This window comes from Rhizobium sp. 01N447_2, from assembly GCF_056399245.1.
This window is the reverse complement of record NZ_JBFTQY010000062.1, coordinates 1-23,555: the sequence shown is the minus strand read 5'-3', so window position 1 is coordinate 23,555 and position 23,555 is coordinate 1. Positions and strand designations below refer to the sequence as shown.

Sequence of the window (23,555 nt, the reverse complement as noted above, 5' to 3'; positions counted from 1 at the left end):
AGCGCTGACATGAATGTCGGCCGATGCCGTGCTGCAAGGGAATGTTCCCGGAGGCTTGGCAACGATATTTCAGCACGTGAACCTTATGGCACGACCGGCAAATTTGCGATTTGCCGGTCGTGCCTTTGAGTGCCCTGGTCTTTCTGCTCCTTTCGCCGGCGGCGAAGGAATTGCAGCCTCATCGCGCTGAAGCGCTCGCCCCGTGATCGATCGAAGCAGCTTCAGCCTCCTGTCAGGAGGAGCTTTCGGGACTTTTCCCGTTGACGCCTTGGGAAGCCCTGATAATTTGACCGGGCAGTAAAAATATGGGCGTGAAGCCCCGGGAAAGGGCCGTCAGCGGCCAGGAGAACAGCATGTCCAATCGCCTCAACGCACCGAACGATCTTCGCGCCTTCTGGATGCCGTTTACGGCAAATCGCCAGTTCAAGAAGGAGCCGCGTTTGTTCGTCGGCGCCAAGGACATGTACTACACGACCCATGACGGCCGTCAGGTGCTGGACGGCACGGCCGGCCTTTGGTGCGTCAATGCCGGCCACTGCCGCCCGAAGATCACCGAGGCGATCCGCGAGCAGGCCGGCGAGCTCGATTACGCGCCGGCCTTCCAGCTCGGCCATCCCAAGGCCTTCGAACTGGCAAACCGCCTGGTCGACATCGCCCCGGAAGGCCTGAACCATGTTCTTTATACCAACTCCGGTTCCGAATCCGTCGAGACCGCGCTCAAGGTAGCGCTCGCCTATCATCGCGTGAAGGGCAATGGATCACGCTTCCGCCTGATCGGCCGCGAGCGCGGCTATCACGGCGTTAATTTCGGCGGCATCTCCGTCGGCGGTATCGTCACCAACCGTAAGATGTTCGGCACGCTTCTGACCGGCGTCGATCACATGCCGCACACCCACCAGCCCGGCAAAAACAACTTCACCCGCGGCGAGCCCGAGCATGGCGGCGACATCGCTACCGAGCTCGAGCGTATCGTCACCTTGCATGACGCCTCCACCGTCGCCGCCGTCATCGTCGAGCCGGTGGCGGGTTCCACCGGCGTCTTAATCCCGCCGAAGGGCTACCTGCAAAAACTGCGCGAGATCTGCACCAAACACGGCATCCTGCTGATCTTCGACGAGGTCATCACCGGTTTCGGACGCCTCGGCGCTCCCTTCGCCGCGCAATATTACGACGTCAAGCCTGACATGATCACCGCCGCCAAGGGGCTGACCAACGGTGTCATTCCGATGGGCGCGGTCTTCGTTACCTCCGAGATCCATGATGCCTTCATGAACGGCCCGGAACATATGATCGAGTTCTTCCACGGCTACACCTATTCCGGCAACCCGATCGCCTCCGCCGCCGCACTCGCCACGCTCGACACCTACAAGGAGGAGGGCCTGCTGACACGCGCCGCCGAGCTTTCCGACTACTGGGCCGACGCGCTGCATTCGCTGAAGGACTGCCCCAATGTCATCGACATCAGGAACACCGGCCTGATCGGCGCGATCGAACTCGACCCGATCGCCGGCGAGCCCACCAAGCGCGCCTTCACCGCTTTCCTGAAAGCCTATGAAAGCGGCCTGCTGATCCGCACCACCGGCGATATCATCGCACTCTCCCCGCCGCTGATCATCGAGAAGCACCATATCGACGAGCTCTTCGGCAAGCTGCGGACCATCCTGCAGAACAACATCTGAGAAAGCTCTGAAGGCTTCCGGCATTACGGGCTGCGGCGAATCTCTGCATAATTCCTTTAAATCGGAATCGATTTAAGGATAAAATTATGCAGCAATTCAAAGTGTTACAGCGTCCTTTGCGCGTCTGAAAAGACGCGCGGCGCTGTAAATCCACCCAGCCCCTTTTTTGTAAGGTAGACCGGTAGGCCTCAGGTCACGGCGGCGACGGAAAGGCAGAGGGCGAATTTCTTCAGCAGCCGGCGGTCGAATTGCCCTTCGCTGCCAAGCATCCATTTCAGTGCTTGGCTCGCGCTCCATGGCGCCTTGTACGGCCGCACGGAGGTCACGGCGTCATACACGTCGCAAATCGCAGCAAGACGGGCATGGAAGCTGACCTGCGTCTCGGAAAGCCTGCGAGGATAGCCCTTGCCGTCGATACGCTCATGATGGTTGAGGCATACGTCGAGAACGATCTCCGACATGCCTTCCTGGCGCGACAGGATTGCATGCCCCTTTTCGGGATGATCGCGGATCATCTTCATCTCGTCTTCGTCCAGCCGCCCTTCCTTGTTGAGTATCTCGAGCGGAATTTCGAGCTTGCCGACGTCGTGCAACAATCCTGCCGTGCCGAGCATCTGCACGGTAGTCTCGTCAAGTCCGAGATGACGGCCGAACAGGATCATCAGCGCACTCACCGAAAGGGAATGCAGAAACGTCACTTCGTCCTTGGATTTCAGACGCGTAACGCTGAGAAAGACAGTGGGATTGTCATCCATCGACTTGGAGACGGAGGAAATCACCGGCGCTACCTGATCGACGCTGATCCCATCGCCATGTTGGAGCCGACCGAAAACGCTTTCCAGCACCTGCACGGATTTCTGGATGGTCTCACGTGCCGCCTGGGTGTCGATCTCGATATTGCCGCCTGGCAGGCCGTCGATGTCGAGGCCTCTGCTGGTGTTGATGATAACACCTTCAATACCGCTCTTGCGAAGTTTCAGGGCATCGGCTTCACGCCGCAGCAGAAATCTTCGCTTGGACAGAAAAGGATCCTGCCATGCACCCTCGATCGCCTCCACAAACATTCCGTTGCGCACCCGCCTGGCTTCGATACGCTTCAGCATCCAGATCTCAGTTCCCGAAATATCTCTCTGTTTATTATCGACCGCTCTTTGCATCGCAGCACTATATGCGCGGACAATGATTCTACTCCAATTGGTAGAATCAAGTGTTAATCTCAAAACGGAATTCGGATATTCAGAAAGACCAAGAGAGCTACCCCGAAAATTCAGTAGGTCTGTCGGCGCACCGCGCTGATGCTGGGGTACCAGCACCCTTCAGAAATCGGCGGACGGCGCCAGGATCGCCGATTTGGGAACGATTTCTTGCCGGATTGCGCCGATTTTCGTTTCATTTTGTTATCAACTTGCGGAATCTCACCAAAATTCCTAGAAATCTTGCCGTTGCACCCATTCGAGCCAAATATGGCGGGAGGGCGCATTGATCGCGTCGATATCGATCGTCCTTGGCACGGCTCCGGAGCCGTTGGAACGATCCGGAAAAGCCGGCGCGACGCTTCATCGTGGGTTGAATGACCCCATCCAAGGAGACAGACAATGACCCTCAAGACATTGACGGCGACCCTCGTCGCGTCGCTCGCCTTTGCCCCGCTTGCCCATGCCGATATCACCATCGGCCTGATCGCGCCGCTGACCGGCCCCGTCGCCGCCTATGGCGACCAGGTGAAGAATGGTGCGCAGACCGCCGTCGACGAGATCAACAAGAAGGGCGGAATTCTCGGCGAGAAGGTCGTCCTCGAACTGGCCGACGATGCCGGCGAACCGAAACAGGGCGTTTCCGCCGCCAACAAGGTCGTCGGCGACGGAATCCGCTTCGTCGTCGGCCCAGTGACATCGGGCGTCGCCATTCCCGTTTCGGACGTGCTTGCTGAAAACGGCGTGCTGATGGTCACCCCCACCGCGACGGCTCCTGACCTGACCAAGCGCGGTCTCACCAATGTGCTGCGCACCTGCGGCCGCGACGACCAGCAGGCAGAAGTCGCCGCCAAATACGTGTTGAAGAATTTCAAGGACAAGCGCGTCGCCATCGTCAACGACAAGGGCGCCTATGGCAAAGGCCTCGCCGACGCCTTCAAGGCGACGCTGAACGCCGGCGGCATCACCGAAGTCGTCAATGACGCGATCACGCCTGGTGACAAGGATTTCAGCGCGCTCACCACCCGCATCAAGTCCGAGAAGGTCGACGTGGTCTATTTCGGCGGCTACCACCCGGAAGGCGGCCTGCTCGCCCGCCAGCTGCATGACCTCGCCGCCAACGCGACGATCATCGGCGGCGACGGACTCTCCAACACCGAATTCTGGGCAATCGGCACGGATGCGGCAGCAGGCACGATCTTCACCAACGCTTCGGACGCCACCAAGAGCCCGGATTCCAAGGCCGCAGCCGACGCGCTCGCCGCCAAGAACATCCCGGCCGAAGCCTTCACGCTGAACGCTTATGCCGCCGTCGAAGTGTTGAAAGCCGGCATCGAGAAGGCCGGCAGCGCCGAGGATGCGGGAGCCGTCGCAACCGCGTTGAAGGACGGCAAGGAGATCCCGACTGCCATCGGCAAGGTCACCTACGGCGAGACCGGCGACCTGACCTCGCAGAGCTTCTCGCTCTACAAGTGGGAAGCCGGCAAGATCGTCGCCGCCGAATAAACCATCGCTGACYGTCGACCACCGGGCGCCCCTACGGCGCCCGGTTTCGTTCTGCGGCACTCGCTTGTGGCGGCAGATCGGTTATAAGTTTGGAAATCGGTTGTAATGTGAGCAATGCCATGACCACCAAGCTCGAACGTCTCATCGACCAGGGCGTCGGCCGCGTGCCGGCCGATATCGTACTGAAGGGTGGCCGTTTCTTCGATCTGGTCACCGGCGAACTCGTCCTGTCGGACATTGCCACGGGCGCCGATCGCATCGTCGGCACCTCAGGTAGCTACGAAGGTGAAACCGAGATCGATATATCGGGCAGGATCGTCGTCCCCGGCTTCATCGACACGCATCTGCATATCGAATCTTCGCTCGTCACACCGCACGAATTCGACCGCTGCGTTCTCCCCTACGGCGTCACCACCGCGATCTGCGATCCGCACGAGATCGCCAATGTGCTCGGAACTGCCGGCATCGAATTCTTTCTCGAATCCGCGCTGGAGACGATCATGGACATCCGCGTCCAGCTCTCTTCCTGCGTGCCGGCGACGCATCTCGAAACCTCCGGTGCCGATCTGCCAATCGAGCGCCTCCTGCCCTTCCGCCACCATCCGAAGGTGATCGGACTTGCCGAATTCATGAATTTTCCCGGGGTGATCCACAAGGATCCCGTCTGCATGGCCAAGCTCGACGCCTTTCAGGGCGGCCATATCGACGGTCATGCGCCGCTGCTGTCCGGCAACGACCTCAACGGTTATCTCTCTGCCGGCATCCGGACCGAGCACGAATGCACGACCGCCGGCGAAGCCTTGGAAAAGATCCGCAAGGGCATGCATATCCTCGTGCGCGAGGGTTCGGTATCCAAGGATCTCGCCGCGCTGATACCCATTATCACCGAGCGGCTTTCACCCTTCCTCGCGCTCTGCACCGACGACCGCAATCCGCTCGATATCGCAGAACAGGGCCATCTCGATCACATGATCCGCACGGCGATCGCAAGCGGCGTCGAGCCCCTGGCGATCTACCGCGCCGCCTCGATTTCGGCTGCCCGCGCCTTCGGCCTCAGGGACCGCGGCCTGGTCGCGCCGGGCTGGCGCGCCGATCTGGTGGTTCTCGACAGCCTGGAAAACTGCCGCGCCGACATGGTCTTTTCGGCTGGCCGCCACGTCACCGATGCACTCTTTTCCTCGCGCAGACCGGTTGCCCCGATCGGCCTCGACAGCGTCAAGGCCAGACCCGTCAACGCCGCCCATTTCGGCGTGCCGGTCGCCGAAGGCGAGACGCCCGTTATCGGTGTACTGCCGGGCAAAATCATCACCGAGCATCGCCGCTATCGCCTGCCCGTCAGGGGCAACGAGACGACGGTCGATCTTGCCAACGATATCATCAAGGTCGCCGTCATCGAGCGCCATGGCAAGAACGGCAACCACGCCAACGGCTTCGTCCAGGGCTTCGGCCTGAAGAAGGGTGCGATCGCCTCGACCGTCGGCCATGACAGCCACAATATCTGCGTGGTCGGCGTCAGTGAAGACGACATGGCCTGCGCCGCAAACCGCCTCGGCGAGATCAAGGGCGGCTTCGTCGTCGTCGAAGACGGCAAAGTCACCGGCGAAATCGCCCTGCCTATCGCCGGTCTTATGAGCTTAGAGCCTTATGAGACGGTTCGCGACATCCTCCACCATCTGCGCAAGGCCGCCTTCGCGCTCGGCGCCACGCTGGAAGAACCCTTCCTCCAGCTCGCTTTCCTGCCGCTGCCAGTCATCCCGCACCTGAAGATATCCGACCGCGGCATGGTGGATGTGGACAAGTTCGCGCTGATTGGGTGACACAATTCCAAGGCTGACTCCGCAGTGGGGCACCCTTTGACCATCGCCTTCAGAGACACAACAGCACGAACATCAAACCCGCGCGCAAAACCCGTCGAGCGCTGCAAGCCTCACCGATCCCGCGCCAGCCACCGCCTCGAAGCCCGGCATCGCAAGCGGTTCCCCGAGCACCATGCCATCAGGCAGGCGGAATTCCGCCGGTTTGCGCGTCAGGTTGAAAACGAAGAGCAGTTTTTCTCCGTTCTTTTCGCGCGTAAAGGCGAGCAGATCCTGATTGGTGCCGATGAAGGTCATGTCGCCGTCGATCAGCGCCGGGTGGCTCTTCCGGAATGAGAGCGTCCTACGGTAGTGATGCAGCACCGAGCTGTCGCTCGTCTCCTGCGTATCCACGGAAAGCGCTGCCTGCTCGTAAGGCACCGGCAGCCAGCTCTTTTCCGCGGATGTGAAGCCCGCATGCGCCTTGCCGGCTTCCCATGGCATCGGTGTGCGGCATCCGTCGCGGCCCTTGAAGGCCGGCCAGAAGCGGATGCCGTAGGGGTCGCGCAGATCTTCGAAGGCGAGCTCCGCCTCGGGCAGGCCGAGTTCCTCGCCCTGATAGAGGCAGATCGAACCGCGCAGGGCCGCAAGCACCGAGATCGCGAGCTTGGCGATCACAGGCCGCTCTTCCTCCGTCCGCGCGAAACGGCTGACATGACGCATGACGTCGTGGTTGGAAAAAGCCCAGCAGACCCAGCCGTCGGTCACCGCTTTCTGGAAGGCCTCGACGCAGCCGCGAATATGCTCGGCGGTGAAATCCGGCCCGAGCAGGTCGAATGTGTAGCACATGTGCAGCTTGTCGCCGCCGCTCGTATAGGCGCCAACCGTCTTCAGTGAGCGGGCGCCGTCGCCGACTTCGCCGACGGTCGTGCGATCCTCGTACTGGTCGAGCAGCGCCCGGAAACGCTTGAGGAAATCGACATTTTCCGGCTGCGTCTTGTCGTAGAGATGGTTCTGCATGCCGTAGGGATTGCTGTCAGGCGCATCGAGGCCGGCGTCATCCTCATCCGGCTCGTGCGGCGGATTGCTCCTGAGTTGCTTGTCGCAGAAATAGTAGTTCACCGTGTCCAGCCGGAAGCCGTCGACGCCGCGGTCGAGCCAGAACTTCACCGTCTCGAGGACCGCATCCTGCACGGCTTTGCTATGGAAGTTGAGGTCCGGCTGCGAGGTCAGGAAATTGTGCTGGTAATATTGCCGGCGCACGCCGTCCCATTCCCAGCCCGGTCCGCCGAAGATCGACAGCCAGTTGTTCGGCGCCGTGCCGTCAGGCTTCGGATCGGCCCAGACATACCAGTCCGCTTTGGGATTGGTCCGGCTCGATCGGCCCTCGACGAACCAGGGATGCCGGTCGGAGGTGTGCGAGATCACCTGGTCGATGACGACCTTGATGCCGAGCCTGTGCGCTTCGGCCATCATCTCGTCGAAATCAGCGAGCGTCCCGAAGATCGGATCGACGTCGCAATAATCGGAAACGTCGTAGCCCATGTCGGCCATCGGCGACTTGAAGAAGGGCGAGAGCCAGATCGCGTCCACGCCGAGGCTGGCTATATGCGGCAGCCGGCGGGTGATTCCCCTGAGATCGCCGAGACCGTCGCTGTTGGTGTCTTGAAACGAGCGCGGATAGACTTGATAGATCACCGCGCCGCGCCACCAGTCCGCACTCCCGCCTGCCTGCAATGCCATCGGCTACATCTCCTGCCTCGTTTGCGCTCGCCACACTAAAGCGGACAAAACAAAAGACAACCAGGTGAAGCCGTGATGAGTGCGTGGCTGATGTCGCGGCACATCGTCGCGATCCGACAAGGGGGAGACGTATATAGGCTTGTCCACAACCCCTTTCCACCCTCCGGATTTGGGGTTGCAACGCAAAGCCTTTGCGATAATGTGCGCGCTGACCTGCACGTAAGAGGTCAAACACCGGGAACAAATGTCTAATAAAGGCGAAAAGCCTAGAAAGGTGGGCCCACCATGAACCATTTCGCGAAAAAATTTCTCGCCTCCGCAATGCTTGGCACATTGCTGGCGTTTTCGGCCCATGCGGCCACGCTCAACATTCACAATGGTGGCGACCCGCAGTCGCTCGATCCGCAGAAGCTTTCCGGGGACTGGGAAAATCGTATCGCCGGCGACATTTTCGAAGGCCTCGTCACTGAGGACGCCAAGGATAATCCGATCCCCGGCCAGGCGGAAAGCTGGACGATATCGCCTGACGGCAAGGTCTACACCTTCAAGCTTCGCGACGGCATCAAGTGGTCCGATGGCCAGCCGGTAACGGCAGGAGACTTCGTCTTCGCCTTCCAGCGCCTCGTCGACCCTAAGAACGCCGCCGACTACGCTTATCTCCAGTTCACCATCAAGAACGCCGAAAAGATCAACAAGGGTGAGATCACCGATCTCAACGAACTCGGCGTCAAGGCGATCGACGACAAGACCCTCGAAATCACGCTCGAAAACTCGACCCCTTATTTCCTCAATGCCTTGATGCATTACACCGCCTATCCGCTGCCGAAGCATGTCGTCGAGGCGAAGGGTCAGGATTGGGTCAAGATCGGCAACATCGTCACCAACGGCCCTTACAAGCCGGTCGAGTGGGTTCCGGGCTCGCATGTCACGACTGTCAAGAACGACCAGTGGTACGACACCAAGGACCTGAAGATCGACGGCGCGAAGTTCTTCGTGCTTGAGGATCAGGAAGCCGCGCTGAAGCGTTACCGCGCCGGCGAGTTCGACATCCTCACAGACTTCCCGACCGACCAGTACGAGTGGATGAAGAAGAACCTGCCAGGCCAGGCGCATGTCGCGCCCTTCTCCGGCCTCTATTATTACGTCGTCAATTCGCAGAAGCCGCCCTTCAGCGACAAGCGCGTCCGCCAGGCTCTCTCCATGGCGATCAACCGCGAAGTCATCGGCCCGCAGATCCTCGGCACCGGCGAACTGCCGGCCTATTCCTGGGTGCCGCCGGGCACGGCGAATTACGGCGAGCCGGCCTATGTCAGCTGGAAGGATCTGCCCTATAGCGAGAAGGTAGCAGAAGCCAAGAAGCTTCTGACCGAAGCCGGCTTCGGCCCGGATAAGCCACTCCACGCGGTGCTGAGCTACAACACCAACGACAACCACAAGCGCATCGCCGTCGCCATCGCTTCCATGTGGAAGCCGCTCGGCGTCGATGTCGAGCTCGTCAACGCCGAAACCAAAGTGCATTACGACCAGATGCAGCGTGGCCAGGTCGAAATCGGCCGCGCCGGCTGGCTCGCCGACTATAACGATCCGGACAACTTCCTGAACCTCCTGGTGACAGGCGTCCAGATGAACTACGGCCGCTGGTCGAATCCCGAGTACGACAAGATGATCAAGGAAGGCAACGCCGAGACCGATCTCACCAAGCGTGCCGCGATCTTCAAGAAGGCCGAACAGTTGGCGCTCGATGAATCGGCCGCCCTGCCGATCTACTACTACGTCTCGAAAAATGTCGTTTCGCCGAAGATCGAAGGCTTCGTCGACAACATTCAGGACATCCACCGCACCCGCTGGCTGTCGATGAAAGAGTAAGGGAAAACGGTCCTTTCCGCGCATTGCGGAAAGGACCGGCCCACGACCATGATCAAATACGCCCTCCGTCGCCTGCTGTCGACGATCCCCGTCATGTGGATCGCCGTGACAGCCTCGTTTTTTGTTTTGCGCCTTGCCCCCGGCGGCCCTTTCGATGGCGAAAGGCCATTGCCGCCGGTGATCCTGAAGAACCTTGCAATCCACTACAATCTCGACAAGCCGCTCATCCAGCAGTACCTGATCTATGTCGGTGACCTGCTCCGGGGCGACCTTGGACCCTCCTTCGCCAGCGAGGATTTCACCGTCGCCCAGCAGATCATGATCGGTCTGCCCTACACCTTCACCATCGGTACGGCTGCCTTCCTGATTGCCATTATTGTCGGCGTGGCCGTCGGCTGTCTCGGGGCGCTCTATCAGAACAAGGCACCGGATTATATTCTGGGCGCGCTCATCCTGGTGGGTGTCGTGCTGCCGAACTTCCTGATCGCGCCCATCCTGCAGCTCGTCTTCGGCATCCATCTCGCGTGGTTTCCGGTCGGCGGCTGGGGTGACGGCTCGATCAAATACCTCATCCTGCCGATCGTCGTTCTGGCGCTGCCGCATGCCGGCCGTATCTCGCGCATCACGCGCGGCTCGATGATCGAGGTGATGAACCAGAACTTTATCCGCACCGCCAAGGCCAAAGGCATCGGCCCCCGGCTGACGGTCATGCGCCATGCGCTGAAGCCTGCGCTGATGCCTGTGGTCTCCTATCTGGGTCCAGCGGCAAGTTACCTTCTCACCGGCTCGCTGGTTGTCGAGAGCATCTTCGGATTGCCCGGCATCGGCCGCTATTTCGTCAACGCAGCGCTGAACCGCGATTACGGCATGGTTCTTGGCACGGTCATCTTCTACATGGTGCTTATCGTGTTCCTGAACCTTCTCGTCGATATCGCCTATGCGTGGCTCGATCCGAAAGTGAGAAACAGATGATCCTCAACCCCGCAAAGCGTGAGCTGCTCGCGCAGGAACTGCTGGCCGCGGAAGGCCTTGCGCCCGAAAGCCGCTCGCTCACCAAGGATGCCTTGCGCCGCCTCGGGCGCAACAAGGCGGCGGTCCTGTCGGTCGTTGTCCTGACGCTTTTGATCCTCGTCGCCTTCATCGGCCCCTGGTTCATTCCCTTCAACTACGAGGACCCGGATTGGGCGGCCTTCCGCATACCGCCCTCGATCGAAACCGGCCACTATTTCGGCACCGACCCGAACGGCCGCGACCTTCTCGCCCGCGTCCTTTACGGCACCCGCGTCTCGCTTGCCGTGGCGCTGACGGCAACCGTCGTCTCCGTCTTCATCGGCGTGCTCTACGGCGCAGTATCGGGCTATATTGGCGGCAGGCTGGATGCGATCATGATGCGCTTCGTCGATATCATGTATGCGCTTCCCTATATCCTCTTCGTCATCCTGCTGATGGTGATCTTCGGCCGCAACGTCTATCTGCTCTTTGCCGCGATCGGCGCGCTGGAGTGGTTGACCATGGCCCGCATCGTGCGCGGCCAGACGCTGTCGATCAAGCATCGCGAATTCATCGAGGCAGCCCGCGCATCCGGTCAGCGGCCGTTCAAGATCATCATCAAGCACATCATCCCGAACCTCGTCGGCCCGGTGGTGATTTTCGCGGCGTTGACCGTGCCTGAGATCATCGCCACCGAAAGCTTCCTTTCCTATCTCGGCTTCGGCGTGCAGGAACCGCTGACCTCGCTCGGCACGCTGATCGCCGAAGGAACCGATGCCATGGAAAGCATGCCGTGGCTGCTGGTCTTCCCGGCAAGCTTCCTCGTGGCCCTACTGCTCAGCCTGCTCTTCATCGGCGACGGCCTGCGCGACGCGTTCGACCCGAAGGATCGTTAAATGGCGGATACCCTCCTCGAACTCAAAGACTACTCGATCACCTTCAAAACGCCGGATGGAGAGGTGAAAGCCGTCTCCAACATGAGCCTGACGGTCAGGCGCGGCGAACGCATCGCCATCGTCGGCGAGTCCGGTTCCGGCAAGAGCCAGACCTTCCTCGGCATCATGGGCCTGCTTGCCAAGAACGGCAAAACAACGGGACAGGCACTGCTCGAAGGCAAGGACGTGCTGGCGCTGAAACCGCGCGAGCTCGACCAGATCCGTGGCAAGGACATGGCCATGGTCTTCCAGGACCCGATGACCGCCCTCAATCCATCGCTGAAGATCTCCCGGCAGTTGACGGAACAGCTCGAGGTTCACGGCGGGCTGACCGCACGCGCCGCATCCACTGCGGCCCTCGACATGCTCAAACGTGTCGGCATCCCCGATCCCACACGGCGCTTCCATCTCTATCCGCACGAGCTCTCCGGCGGCATGCGCCAGCGCATCGTCATCGCCATGGCACTGCTCACCCGGCCGAAGTTATTGATCGCCGACGAGCCGACGACAGCGCTCGACGTCACCATTCAGGCGCAGATCCTCGATCTCTTCAATGACCTGACGGCGGAGATGAACACGGCGCTGATTATGATCACCCACGATCTCGGCGTCGTTGCCGGCCTCGCCGACCGGGTCGCCGTCATGTATGCCGGCCGCATCGTCGAGGAGGCGCCTGTCGACGAACTCTTCGACAACCCAGCCCATCCCTATACCGCAGCACTGCATGCCTCGATCCCGCGGCCGGACCAGGATGTCGACGATCTCGTCGTCATCCCCGGCCGTCCGCCGAACCTGCAACACCTACCGAAGGGCTGCAATTTCTCGCCGCGCTGTTCGCAAGTCCAGGACGATTGCATCGACCGTCCGCCATTGCTCGAAACGCTGGCACCGCACCACTGCGCCGCCTGCTACCATCCGTTCCCGCGTCGTGAGGAGTTGCTGAACCATGGCTGATCGATCGCTTCTGAGGGTCGAGAACCTGACGACCCAGTTCGAACTGCCGGCCAAGGGCCTCTTCAAGCCGCCGGTCTTCCTGACCGCCGTCAACAATGTCAGCTTCGACCTCAGCGAAGGTCGAACGCTCGGCGTCGTCGGCGAATCCGGCTGCGGCAAGTCCACGCTCGGCCGCTCCATCTTGCGGCTGTTGAAATCTCAGAAGGGCCGCATCCTCTGGCAGGGCCGCAATCTTCTCGACCTGTCGGACGAGGAAATGCGCGCTGCTCGCCGCGACATGCAGATCATCTTCCAGGACCCGATCGCCTCGCTCGACCCGCGCATGACGGTTGGAGACATCATCGCCGAGCCGCTCACGGTCTTCGAGCCCAAACTCTCCAGGGCAGAGCGCACCGAGCGCGTTCGCGAGATCATGACCGCCGTCGGCCTAGTGCCGGAGATGATCAACCGCTATCCGCACGAATTCTCCGGCGGCCAGGCGCAGCGCATCGGCATCGCTCGCGCGGTCGTCACCAAACCCAAGCTGATCATCTGTGATGAGCCGGTTTCGGCCCTCGATGTCTCGATCCAGGGACAGGTGATCACGCTTCTGCGCAAGCTKCGCAAGGAATTCGGCCTGACGCTGATCTTCATCAGCCACGACCTCTCCGTCGTGCGCCTGATATCCGACGATGTGCTGGTGCTCTATCTCGGCAGGGTGGTGGAAGCCGGTGATTGCGCCACCGTCTTCGATCACCCGGCCCATCCCTATACGCAGGCGCTGTTTTCCGCCGCGCCGATCCCGGATCCGAAACTTGCACGGCTGCGCACGCGCATCCGCCTGCAGGGCGACCCGCCCTCGCCGCTCAACCCGCCGAAAGGCTGCGTCTTCTCGCCGCGATGCTGGAAGGCGACCGACATCTGTCGCACCGAAATGCCGCCGACCGAGCAGGTCCGCCCCGGCCAGACGGCTGCCTGTTATCATATGGACAGGCCATGAGCGAAACGAAGGCCGCGCAAGCGGTCTTCGCCTTGAATATCTGATGCGCCATCCGTTCTCGGGACGAAGTGGACTATTTTTGGGTCTAAATTCCCCAATAAGAAAGATTTTATGAGCGCGTGCTATCCCATTTTGGCCTAATCGCAAGCCAGGGGAACGCATATATGAAATCGAAGATATCAGTTTTGATCGCACTCGCCGCCACGATGATCGCCGCCTCCGCCGGTTCGTCGCATGCAGAAGATCTAAGCTTCAAGCTCACCAATGGAACGAACTCCGTCCTGGCGCGCTTCTACAGCTCGCCGACCGGCGTCGACGAATGGGAAGAAGACGTCTTCGGCGACGACGTTCTCAATCCTGGTGAAAGCATGGACATCACCATCGCCGATGGCCGCACCGTCTGCAAATATGACATGCGCTTCGAATTCGAGGAGGGCTCAAACCTCGCAACCACCGAAGATACGCAGGATCTTTGCGCGATGGGCAGCTACACTATCCACGAATAGGTATTAAGAGCCCGCCTTCGCATCGTCCGTGAAGGGCGGGCCTTCATCTCTCGTGATATCGACGCTTGTCACTTCGTCCGGCTCCGCGTATCAGCGAATGAAGACCGGCGCACAATCCTTTCCGAAAATCGGGATCGATTTTCGGAAAGGATTGTGCGCCAATTCAAAGTGATAGAGCGTCCTTAGCGCGTCCTGTTCGACGCTCGGCGCTCTAATGCCGGGAGGACAAGGTGAGCAGACGGTTTCTATCGATCGGTGAATGCATGGTGGAACTCTCGCAAGCAGGCGACGGCCTGCTGCGCAAGGGCTTTGCCGGCGATACCTTCAACACCGCCTGGTATGCCCGCGCCTGCCTTGCCGCCGACTGGTCGGTCGACTATTTCACCGCCCTCGGTGACGACGCCATGTCGGATGAAATGCTGGCCTTCATCGACACATCAGGTATCGGCACGAGCCTCATCCGCCRCATCAAGGGCAGGACGCCCGGTCTCTATATGATCAACCTGAAGAATGGCGAACGCTCCTTCAGCTACTGGCGCGACAGCTCGGCGGCCCGCAGCCTGGCCGCCGATCCGGACAGTCTGCGCGAGGCGGTGGAAAGCGCTGCCGTCATCTATTTCTCCGGCATCACCCTTGCCATCCTGCCGCATGAGGATGCCGAGACGCTGCTCGCCGAAGTCCGTCGCGCCAAGGCCGCCGGCAAGCTCGTCGTCTTCGACCCGAACATCCGCCCGCGCCTCTGGTCGAGCTACGACGTGATGCACACGACGATCAGCGAAGGCGCCCGCTCCTCCGTGGTCGTCATGCCGAGCTTCGACGACGAGGCCGCCCATTTCGGCGACGATTCCATCGAGGCAACGATCCATCGCTACCGTGCACTGGGTGCCGTTGATATCGTCGTCAAGAACGGCGCTGACGGTGTCACGCTGAATTTTGCCGGCGAGCAAACCTTCGTTCCGGCCGAAAAGGTGAAGAAGGTGGTCGACACGACCAGCGCCGGCGACAGCTTCAACGGCGCCTTTCTCGCACGATATCTCGAAGCAGGCGATGCGCCTGCCGCCGCCCGTTTCGCAGCAAAGGTCGCTGCCCGCGTCGTCAGCGAACATGGTGCACTGGTGGTGAAAGAGAAGCTTGGATTGGATGGCGGCTAGCCACACATGCTGACACAGTACGAACGCGATGCGCAGGCGCTCCCCGCCTTGTCGACATCGCTTGCTCCGCTGTTCCTCCCCGAAATCGATTCCGATTTCAGGGTTGTGCGACCAGGGGAAATCAGGACTTCGTCGGCCGGTCGGATTCGCGAACCGCCTCGTCATGGTACCAGCAGCTGTCGAGCGCTGCATCGCAGACTTCGGCTGCCTCGCGCTCCATCAGGCGGGCGCGTTCGAACCGGTTGGCGGTGCGTATCGCCTTGACGGGAAACTGGTAGATCGTTGCGGATTCACGGTGGAAACCGGTGGGCATGAGATCGCCTCCATTCAGCTCGGCGCATCAACATTTCAGGACCGCTACCATAGCATAATGCACATAGTTTATGCAAATTGCACAAAATAAGAGCAATGTTGCAATTGTAGCCGGTCGGCATGCTGTCTCGACCAAAAGCTTCCGCCAATTTGTTTAACACTTCATCATTTCAGCTTAACGCCGCAATTTTCATCCGGTTCCAGACGGGAAAAGTGCGTTTTGATGGGCGATACCGCCTGCGAGCGTTAAAAACAGCCCGATTTTCCAAAAGGGGAAAAATCGGTCGGTATGCTGATTCGCGATTTTTCTTTCGCGTGGCGCCAAAACTGGCACGCTACGTGCTTTTAAAGCGTCATCCCTGGCGATCGGATGCGCTTGCGCGCCGAGATTGCCTCCGGATTTGCTCACCTTTGTAGCACTGAGAGAGTCGCGATGACAAAATTTAAGCTCGAGTACATTTGGCTCGATGGGTACACACCGGTACCGAACCTGCGTGGCAAGACGCAGATCAAGGAATTCGATGAATTCCCGACGCTGGAACAGCTTCCGCTGTGGGGCTTCGACGGTTCGTCGACCATGCAGGCCGAGGGCCGCAGCTCTGACTGCGTGCTGAAGCCCGTCGCCATTTACCCCGATCCGGCCCGCACCAACGGCGCTCTCGTCATGTGCGAAGTCATGATGCCGGATGGCGTCACGCCGCACGCATCGAATGCCCGCGCCACCATCCTCGACGACGAAGATGCCTGGTTCGGCTTTGAGCAGGAGTATTTCTTCTACCAGAACGGCCGTCCGCTCGGCTTCCCTGAGCAGGGCTACCCGGCTCCGCAGGGTCCTTATTACACCGGCGTCGGCTACTCGAACGTCGGCGATGTCGCCCGCGAAATCGTCGAAGAGCACCTCGACCTCTGCCTCGCTGCCGGCATCAACCACGAAGGCATCAATGCCGAAGTGGCCAAGGGTCAGTGGGAATTCCAGATTTTCGGCAAGGGCTCCAAGAAGGCCGCCGACCAGATCTGGATGGCACGCTACCTCCTGCAGCGCCTGACCGAAAAGTATGGCATCGACATCGAGTATCATTGCAAGCCGCTCGGCGACACCGACTGGAACGGCTCGGGCATGCATTGCAACTTCTCGACCAAGTACCTGCGCGAAGTCGGCGGCAAGGAATATTTCGAAGCGCTGATGGCGCAGTTCGACAAGAACCTGATGGACCACATCGCGGTCTACGGCCCCGATAACGACAAGCGCCTGACCGGCAAGCACGAGACTGCTCCGTGGAACAAGTTCTCCTACGGCGTTGCCGACCGTGGTGCTTCGATCCGCGTGCCGCACTCCTTCATCAAGAACGACTACAAGGGCTATCTGGAAGATCGCCGCCCGAACTCGCAAGGCGACCCCTACCAGATCGCTTCGCAGGTTCTGAAGACGATCTCGGAAGTTCCGACTGCAAGCTCGGCTTCTGCTGCCGCCTGACCTCCCGAACGGCGCCGGTCCTGGACCGGCGCCGTGACTTTCTTTTTTCCGTGTGAAAACCGCCGCCGGCTACCGACATAATCGGGGCGATCGGTCAGGCGAAAGCCCTGCAATCCTTGCAATATGGGCTGTAATATTTCCATCATGGTCATGCCTCAAAATAGAGAAGCGGGAATCGCCGTTCCGGAACCCCGCTTTGGGGTTGAGCGTTGGCATATCACTGCGACGCGGATGGAAATCGTGACATGCTGCAACGTCCGGCAAACACTTATAGCGGCGAGAGCTGGGCCAATGCCGCTGCCGCCGGAAACCTGCCCGAGAGGCTGGTGATCGTCACCGATGCCTGGCACCCGCAGGTCAACGGCGTCGTGCGTTCGATCGAGAACACCAACCGCGAACTGGCGAAGATGGGCGTCGAGGTTTCGATGGTGACGCCGGAGCGCTTCAACAGCATCCCCTGCCCGACCTATCCTGAGATCCGCCTGTCGATCGCCAATTACCGCCGCATCGCCCGCGAGATTGAAAAGCACAATCCCTCCTACGTGCATATCGCCACTGAAGGTCCTCTGGGGCTGACCGCCCGCCGTTGGTGCCTGAAGAACCGCATGCCGTTTTCGACGAGCTACCACACCCGCTTCCCGGAATACGTTTCCGCGCGCCTGCCGATACCGAAGAGCTGGCTCTACTCCTTCGTCCGCTGGTTCCATAATGGCGGCGCCGGCTGCATGGTGGCGACACCGAGCCTTGCCCGCGAACTGTCGGAAAAGGGCATCCGCAACCTCATGCCCTGGAGCCGCGGCATCGACGCCACCCAGTTCCGTCCGATGGCGCTCGAGGAAAACCCGTTCGGCTTGGCGCGCCCAATCTTCATGACCGTCGGCCGCGTGGCGCTGGAAAAGAACCTGCCGGCCTTCCTCGATCTCGACCTGCCGGGTTCCAAGGTCGTCGTTGGCGACGGTCCGGCCCGCGCCGAACTGGAAAAACAATATCCCGACGTCATCTTCGCCGGCGTGCAGCTCGGCGAGGATCTGGCGAAAACCTATGCTCAGGCCGACGTCTTCGTCTTTCCCTCGCTCACCGACACCTTCGGCAACACCATCCTCGAAGCACTGGCATCGGGCGTGCCCGTTGCAGCCTATCCGGTCACCGGCCCGCTCGATATCATCGGCGAGGATAGCGAAGTCGGCGCGCTCGACCAGAACCTGCAGGCCGCCTGCCTTGCTGCCCTCTCCGCCTCGCGCGGCAAGGCGCGCGAACTCGCCATGCAATATTCCTGGGAAGCGGCGACGCTGCAGTTCATCAACAATATCCGCGCCGCCAATGGCGTCATCACGCCGAAATGGCGGAAGGCTTGGCAGTATGCCAAGTCGCTTCCTAGAAGCAGAAAGCCCGGCGAAACCGCCGGGCCTCTCCAGTCTGCAGACTGATTGATTTTACTTGTGAAGCGCGCTGCGAAGCGTGTCGTTCGCGACCGCAATCGCGCTGCGCGCGGCAGGCGTTTCAGCAATGGCGTTCAGCAGCACGAAATCGTGGATCGTGCCGTTATAACGCATCGACGTGACCTTGACGCCAGCCTGGCTGAGCTTGCGGGCATAGGCCTCGCCCTCGTCACGCAGCACGTCGTTCTCGTCAACGATGATAAGCGCTGACGGCAGGCCGTTCAACTGCTCCAGCGACGCCTGCAGCGGTGAGGCCGTCGGCTCCTTGCGCTTGGCTTCATCAGGCAGATAGGCGTTCCAGAACCATTTCATCGCTTCCTTCGTCAGCCACGGGCCATCGGCGAACTGGTTGTAGGAACCATTGTCGAAATTGGCGTCGGTGACGGGGTAGAACAGCACCTGCTGATCGATGGCAGGACCGCCGCGTTCCTTGGCAAGCAGCGTCACCGCCGCCGCCATGTTGCCGCCGACGCTATCACCTGCGACGGCGAGCCTGGAGGCATCGACCTTGAACTCCTTGGCATGTTCGGCGACATATTTGGTCGCAGCATAGGCCTGCTCGATGGCAACGGGATAGCGGGCTTCCGGCGAGCGCTCGTAGTCGACGAAGACCACGGCGGCATCGGCGCCGTTGGCGATCTCGCGCACCAGCCGGTCATGCGTATCGGCATCGCCCAGCACCCAGCCACCACCATGGAAATAAAGAATGACCGGCAGCGTACCCTTGGCATGTTCCGAGCGGACAATGCGCAACTTGATGCTGCCTGTCGGGCCAGCCTTGATGACCCTGTCTTCTTCCTGGGCGGCAAGCTTCTTCACGTCACCCTTCTGCGCGCCGGCCAGGACATTGCGGGCATCGACCGGCGACAGCGTGTAGATCGGCTTGCCGCCGGCAAGCCCGTCGATGAACTTCTGCGTTGTCGGTTCGAGTACCGGATCAGCAAGCGCGCCAACGGCGGAGGCTGCGAGCAGTGCTGCTGCGGAAACTGCGGTCTTGATGGTCGACATTGTCTTGTCCTCTCGGTTTCGATGTTCGTCGCGAACACGGCTTTTATATCGTGCACGATTGTTTGTCGTGCAAATTAAATTTCCGCATAGCTGCCATGCATAAAAAGCGCCTACGATTATTTATCGCACGATATATATTTGATTGGTTTTGGAGATATGCTCATGCAGGATCAACTGAAGCTCGACAATTTCATCTGCTTCGCCGTCTATACGGCAAGCCACGCAATGAATCGCGTCTACAAACCGCTGCTCGACACGCTCGGCCTCACCTATCCGCAATATCTGGCGATGGTTTCGCTCTGGGAGCAGGACGGCCAGACCGTCGGCGGCTTGGGTGAAAAGCTCTTCCTGGAATCGAGCACGCTGACCCCGCTGCTCAAACGCCTTGAAACCGCAGGTTATGTCGAACGCGAACGCAGCCGGGAGGACGAACGCGTCGTCGTCATCCGCCTGAGCGAAGAAGGCATTCGCCTGAAGGAAATGGCGATCGGCATCCCGGGTTGCATCGCCGCTGCCAGCGGTCGCGATGAAGTCGACCTCACCCGCCTCCAGGCCGAGATCGTGGCACTGCGTGAAGCGCTGAACAAAAACGTGGCTTAGATTGCCAGATAGCTATCACAGTGCCTGTGATACACCTCTTCTGCCCTGGCGGGCAGGGCAGAGGGGGGCTCCACGACGCGTGCGCAATGCCCCACCAATCAGTGCAAGCTCCCCGCCTACGTCCGCCTCTTCTTGCCTTCGAACGGATTTTCAGGCGAGCGGAAATGGATGCGGATCGGCACGCTCGGCATGTCGAAATCGGCGCGCAACCCGTTGATCAGATAGCGTGTATAGGATTCCGGCAGCGCATCCGACCGGGTGCAGGAGATCATGAAGGCTGGCGGGCGAGCCTTGACCTGCGTCATGTATTTCAGCTTGATGCGGCGGCCGGAAACGGCCGGTGGCGGATGCTGGATCTGCTGCGTCTCCAGCCAGCGGTTGAGCCGCGCTGTCGAGATGCGCTTGTTCCAGACCCTGTCCGTGTCGATGATCGACTGCATCAGCTTGTCGAGCCCCCAGCCGGTCTGGCCGGAGATCGGCACGGCGCGGATGCCGCGCGCCTGCGGCAGCAGCCGGTCGGTCTTTTCGCGCAAGTCGGCAAGCACCGCCTGCCGATCTTCGATCATGTCCCACTTGTTGAAGGCGAGCACAGCGGCACGGCCTTCACGCAGCACCAGGTCGACGATCTGCAGGTCCTGCTTCTCGAAGGGGATCGTCGCGTCGAAGACGATGACGACGGTTTCGGCGAAGCGGATGGCGCGCAGCGCATCGGCAACCGAAAGCTTCTCCAGCTTCTCGATCACCCGCGCCTTACGGCGCATGCCTGCCGTATCGAACATCTTGATGGTGCGGCCGCGCCAGTCCCATTCGACCGAAATGGAGTCACGGGTGATGCCTGCCTCCGGCCCGGTCAAAAGCCGATCCTCGCCGAGGAAGCGATTGATCAGTGTTGACTTGCCGGCATTCGGCCGGCCGACGATCGCCACTCTGAGCGGCTTCGTCTCATCATAGGTCGGCTCCTCGTMCTCGTCACTGCCCTCGCCTTCGGTCTGCGGAATGTCGACGTCAGTGACGGCGACATCCTCCTTGGCGGGATAGGCTCGGTCCTCGCCGATTGCCGCAACGATGGCGTCACGCAGGTCGAGCATGCCCTGCCCATGTTCGGCCGAAATCGGCGTCGGCTCGCCGAGCCCGAGCGTATAGGCGTCGTAGAAACCGCTATCGGAGCCGCGTGCCTCGGATTTGTTGGCAACGAGCACCACCGGCTTGCCGCGCCGGCGCAGCATTTCGGCAAGGTCGGTATCGACGGGCGTCAATCCGCTCTTGGCGTCAACGACGAAGAGCGAAAGATCCGCCTCGTCGATCGCCGCTTCCGTCTGCGCCCGCATCCGGCCCTGCAGGCTCTCCGCGTCGGCCTCTTCCAGACCAGCCGTGTCGATGATCGTGAAAGTCAGGCCCATCAGCCGCGCATCGCCCGGCCGGCGGTCGCGGGTTACACCTGGCGTGTCATCGACAAGCGCCAGCTTCTTGCCCACCAGCCGGTTGAAAAGTGTCGACTTGCCGACATTCGGACGACCGACGATGGCGACCGTGAAACTCATTCTTTTTCCTTAAGCTCAGCCCTGAGCGGCGGGCGCCTTGCCGGATGCGGTAATCAGATCAAGCATCATATGGGCGCGATTGGCAACATTGCGCGGGCTGTCGGTATCGTCGACGATCGACTGGAACCACTGCCGCGCCTGCGCCATGTTGCCGGCTTTGTAAGCGGCAAGGCCGAGTGCCTCGCGCGCCGAATGACGGAAGGCGTTGCCCGGAACGGCCATCTCCTCGATCGCGGCCGAAACCTGCTCGTAAGCGCCGTTCTCGATGAGCAGCCAGCCGGCACGCATCTTGGCGGCATCGCGCACGGCGGCCGGAACGCCGTTGTCCTTGCCGATCTCGTTGAAGGCGGCGATCGCGGCAGCAGTATCGCCCTTCTGCACCTGGACCGTCGCGGCCCGCATGCGTGCCAGCACCGGATAGGCGCCATGGCCTTCCTTCTCGAGCTTGTCGAGCGCGGCCAGCGCCTCGTCGTTCTTGTTTTCGTCGGCAAGCTTCATCGCCGCCAGGAACTGGTCGCCGGTGCCGGAGGAACGGTTGTCGTCCCAATAGTCGTAGAGAACCTTGCCGGCTGTGCCGGCGACGATCAGAATAGCTACGACGATGATATAGCGGCCGAACCGGCGCCAGACGCCCTTCATCTGGTCGGACCGCAATTCCTCATTGACTTCACGGATGAAGCTGTCGTCGTTGAATGCCATTCTCGTCTCCGGCCGCGGAAATACCCATACACCATGCAAAACGCATATTGTCGGGCCTTCTACTCCATTTTGCAGCGGTTGTAAGGGGGATGTGAAAGATTAGAGCAATTCCAGGAAAAGTGCGAAGCGGTTTTCCCACGCAAAGCGCGAAGCGCTTTTGCCGGGAATTGCATAGAAACAAAAGGTTAGAGCGGTTCTGAGCTTCCGTGAAAAGCTGAACCGCTCTAGAGCGCCCCGCGTCCAACAGGACGCTCTAACACTTTGAATCCGCGTATAATCCTTTCCGAAAATCGGAATCGATTTTCGGGGTTATGCGTCGGTCACATGACGAGCGGCGAAACCCCGATCAACCATTCGTGCAGCTTCCAGATGATCAGCGCCCAGACGACGATGCCCATGACGATCGCATAGAGGTCGTATTTGGCCGAGACGAACGGCCGGAGCGTGATCTCGCCCGCCCGCTGCCGCCGTTTCAAGGAAATGCGCAGGATGACGCCCCAGGCGAGAAAGGCGGCAAACAGCAGAACCGACGATGTCTCGCCATTGGCGAGCAGGTGCGCCAGCGCCCAGATCTTCACCGACAGCACCATCGGATGTTTGGTCTTCGTCGCGATATGCCCCGCCGGCAGCAGCGAGGCGACGAGACAGATCATCGCGATCAGCATCAGCGTAATTGCTATATGCGCCGTCCAGACCGGTGGATTGTAGAGTATTCCGGTCACCTGCCGCGCCTGCCCGAAGCCGTAGATTAACAGGATCAGCGTGGCGATGCTGGCAATGGAATAGGCCGCCCGCCAGCCCTTCTCGCCGAGGCTTGCGATCATCGAGCGGCGAAAGTCCGGCAACAGCACCCGCACCAAATGCACCCCAAGGAAAAGTATGATGCCGACGATAAGCAATGTCATTGCGGATCCCTTCTGTGCCGTTTGTCATGGCTTACCGGCTGGCGCGAAAAAATGCCAGCGCGACCGCAGCTTCGCCGCAATTCTGTCGGAGGGAAACCGCGAACAAATTGTCGCGGTGCCCATGTCTCGTTCCCTCCTCTCCGCCTGCCTTTCTGTTTCGCTCCTCATTCCGGCAATGGCAGAGGCGGCCGACCGGCCGAAACAGCTCGTCATCATTTCCTTCGACGGTGCCCACGACAATGCGCTCTGGTTGAAGAGTCGCGAGATGGCGGCGAAAAACGG

20 protein-coding genes and 1 pseudogene are annotated in these 23,555 nt (G+C 60.5%); 14 read left to right on the top strand and 7 right to left on the bottom strand.

The features are described 5' to 3' along the window. The first annotated feature begins 353 nt into the window (after positions 1-353). Complete coding sequence (gene aptA / locus AC1ECN_RS29635; protein ID WP_018243099.1) at positions 354-1,679, top strand: omega-aminotransferase AptA; 1,326 nt, start codon at positions 354-356, stop codon at positions 1,677-1,679. A 188-nt stretch (positions 1,680-1,867) separates the two neighbouring features. On the opposite strand, the gene AC1ECN_RS29630 is transcribed toward aptA, so the two are convergent. Continuing rightward, complete coding sequence (locus tag AC1ECN_RS29630) at positions 1,868-2,782, bottom strand: HD-GYP domain-containing protein (protein WP_024319496.1); 915 nt, start codon at positions 2,780-2,782, stop codon at positions 1,868-1,870. A gap of 492 nt (positions 2,783-3,274) precedes the next feature. Here AC1ECN_RS29630 and AC1ECN_RS29625 point away from each other — a divergent pair, with 492 nt between their 5' ends. Both AC1ECN_RS29625 and ade read left to right on the top strand, forming a co-directional pair. Continuing rightward, on the top strand, positions 3,275-4,378 hold the full coding sequence (locus tag AC1ECN_RS29625) for a branched-chain amino acid ABC transporter substrate-binding protein (RefSeq protein ID WP_024319495.1): 1,104 nt from the start codon (positions 3,275-3,277) through the stop codon (positions 4,376-4,378). 119 nt (positions 4,379-4,497) lie between these two features. Next, positions 4,498-6,195 carry an adenine deaminase gene (gene ade, locus AC1ECN_RS29620; protein ID WP_024319494.1) on the top strand — a complete coding sequence of 566 codons (1,698 nt, stop codon included), beginning with the start codon at positions 4,498-4,500 and terminating at the stop codon, positions 6,193-6,195. Positions 6,196-6,267: 72 nt separating this feature from the next. Here ade and bglA read toward each other — a convergent pair whose 3' ends face one another. After that, positions 6,268-7,914 carry a beta-galactosidase BglA gene (gene bglA / locus AC1ECN_RS29615; RefSeq protein WP_024319493.1) on the bottom strand — a complete coding sequence of 549 codons (1,647 nt, stop codon included), beginning with the start codon at positions 7,912-7,914 and terminating at the stop codon, positions 6,268-6,270. Between the two features lie 285 nt (positions 7,915-8,199). Between bglA and AC1ECN_RS29610 the strand changes: the two genes are divergently transcribed. The 7 genes from AC1ECN_RS29610 (at position 8,200) to AC1ECN_RS29580 (ending at position 15,295) form a co-directional block, all read left to right on the top strand. Further along, complete coding sequence (locus AC1ECN_RS29610; protein WP_024319492.1) at positions 8,200-9,780, top strand: peptide ABC transporter substrate-binding protein; 1,581 nt, start codon at positions 8,200-8,202, stop codon at positions 9,778-9,780. 48 nt (positions 9,781-9,828) lie between these two features. Further along, on the top strand, positions 9,829-10,752 hold the full coding sequence (locus tag AC1ECN_RS29605) for an ABC transporter permease subunit (RefSeq protein ID WP_012758514.1): 924 nt from the start codon (positions 9,829-9,831) through the stop codon (positions 10,750-10,752). After that, positions 10,749-11,666 carry an ABC transporter permease gene (locus AC1ECN_RS29600; protein WP_018481514.1) on the top strand — a complete coding sequence of 306 codons (918 nt, stop codon included), beginning with the start codon at positions 10,749-10,751 and terminating at the stop codon, positions 11,664-11,666. Before AC1ECN_RS29605 ends, AC1ECN_RS29600 begins: the two co-directional genes overlap by 4 nt. Beyond that, entirely contained in the window at positions 11,667-12,659 is a 993-nt protein-coding gene (locus tag AC1ECN_RS29595) for an ABC transporter ATP-binding protein (RefSeq protein ID WP_024319491.1), read from the top strand. Beyond that, on the top strand, positions 12,652-13,638 hold the full coding sequence (locus tag AC1ECN_RS29590) for an ABC transporter ATP-binding protein (RefSeq protein ID WP_024319490.1): 987 nt from the start codon (positions 12,652-12,654) through the stop codon (positions 13,636-13,638). The genes AC1ECN_RS29595 and AC1ECN_RS29590 overlap by 8 nt, the downstream gene beginning before the upstream one ends. A gap of 164 nt (positions 13,639-13,802) precedes the next feature. Next, positions 13,803-14,144, top strand: a complete 342-nt coding sequence (locus AC1ECN_RS29585; protein ID WP_018073896.1) for a hypothetical protein — start codon at positions 13,803-13,805, stop codon at positions 14,142-14,144. A gap of 230 nt (positions 14,145-14,374) precedes the next feature. Continuing rightward, on the top strand, positions 14,375-15,295 hold the full coding sequence (locus tag AC1ECN_RS29580) for a sugar kinase (protein ID WP_477954944.1): 921 nt from the start codon (positions 14,375-14,377) through the stop codon (positions 15,293-15,295). A 121-nt stretch (positions 15,296-15,416) separates the two neighbouring features. On the opposite strand, the gene gstI is transcribed toward AC1ECN_RS29580, so the two are convergent. Then, positions 15,417-15,608 (bottom strand): glutamine synthetase translation inhibitor GstI, encoded by a 192-nt coding sequence (gene gstI / locus AC1ECN_RS29575; RefSeq protein ID WP_024319489.1) that lies wholly within the window; start codon positions 15,606-15,608, stop codon positions 15,417-15,419. A 432-nt stretch (positions 15,609-16,040) separates the two neighbouring features. Here gstI and AC1ECN_RS29570 point away from each other — a divergent pair, with 432 nt between their 5' ends. Continuing rightward, positions 16,041-17,081: a glutamine synthetase beta-grasp domain-containing protein gene (locus AC1ECN_RS29570; protein WP_017965408.1), complete on the top strand. Its 1,041-nt coding sequence runs from the start codon at positions 16,041-16,043 to the stop codon at positions 17,079-17,081. A gap of 245 nt (positions 17,082-17,326) precedes the next feature. Beyond that, positions 17,327-18,508 carry a glycosyltransferase family 4 protein gene (locus AC1ECN_RS29565; RefSeq protein WP_024319488.1) on the top strand — a complete coding sequence of 394 codons (1,182 nt, stop codon included), beginning with the start codon at positions 17,327-17,329 and terminating at the stop codon, positions 18,506-18,508. 6 nt (positions 18,509-18,514) lie between these two features. Here the strand turns inward: AC1ECN_RS29565 and AC1ECN_RS29560 are convergent, their stop codons facing one another. Continuing rightward, positions 18,515-19,528, bottom strand: coding sequence for an alpha/beta hydrolase (locus AC1ECN_RS29560; RefSeq protein ID WP_024319487.1), 1,014 nt, complete (start codon positions 19,526-19,528; stop codon positions 18,515-18,517). Between the two features lie 162 nt (positions 19,529-19,690). Between AC1ECN_RS29560 and AC1ECN_RS29555 the strand changes: the two genes are divergently transcribed. Further along, positions 19,691-20,128 carry a MarR family winged helix-turn-helix transcriptional regulator gene (locus tag AC1ECN_RS29555; protein WP_024319486.1) on the top strand — a complete coding sequence of 146 codons (438 nt, stop codon included), beginning with the start codon at positions 19,691-19,693 and terminating at the stop codon, positions 20,126-20,128. Between the two features lie 116 nt (positions 20,129-20,244). Here AC1ECN_RS29555 and der read toward each other — a convergent pair whose 3' ends face one another. The 3 genes from der to AC1ECN_RS29540 form a co-directional block, all read right to left on the bottom strand. Next, the gene (gene der, locus AC1ECN_RS29550) at positions 20,245-21,669 is read right to left on the bottom strand and encodes a ribosome biogenesis GTPase Der (protein WP_477954942.1); all 1,425 of its coding nucleotides are present in this window, start codon (positions 21,667-21,669) and stop codon (positions 20,245-20,247) included. Between the two features lie 15 nt (positions 21,670-21,684). Then, entirely contained in the window at positions 21,685-22,368 is a 684-nt protein-coding gene (locus AC1ECN_RS29545) for a tetratricopeptide repeat protein (protein WP_018073889.1), read from the bottom strand. A gap of 320 nt (positions 22,369-22,688) precedes the next feature. Continuing rightward, entirely contained in the window at positions 22,689-23,273 is a 585-nt protein-coding gene (locus AC1ECN_RS29540) for an NnrU family protein (protein WP_018495238.1), read from the bottom strand. On the opposite strand from AC1ECN_RS29540, the pseudogene AC1ECN_RS29535 reads away from it, so the two are divergent. Then, positions 23,251-23,555, top strand: a pseudogene (locus AC1ECN_RS29535) (polysaccharide deacetylase); the annotation flags it as partial. The gene AC1ECN_RS29540 and the pseudogene AC1ECN_RS29535 overlap by 23 nt on opposite strands.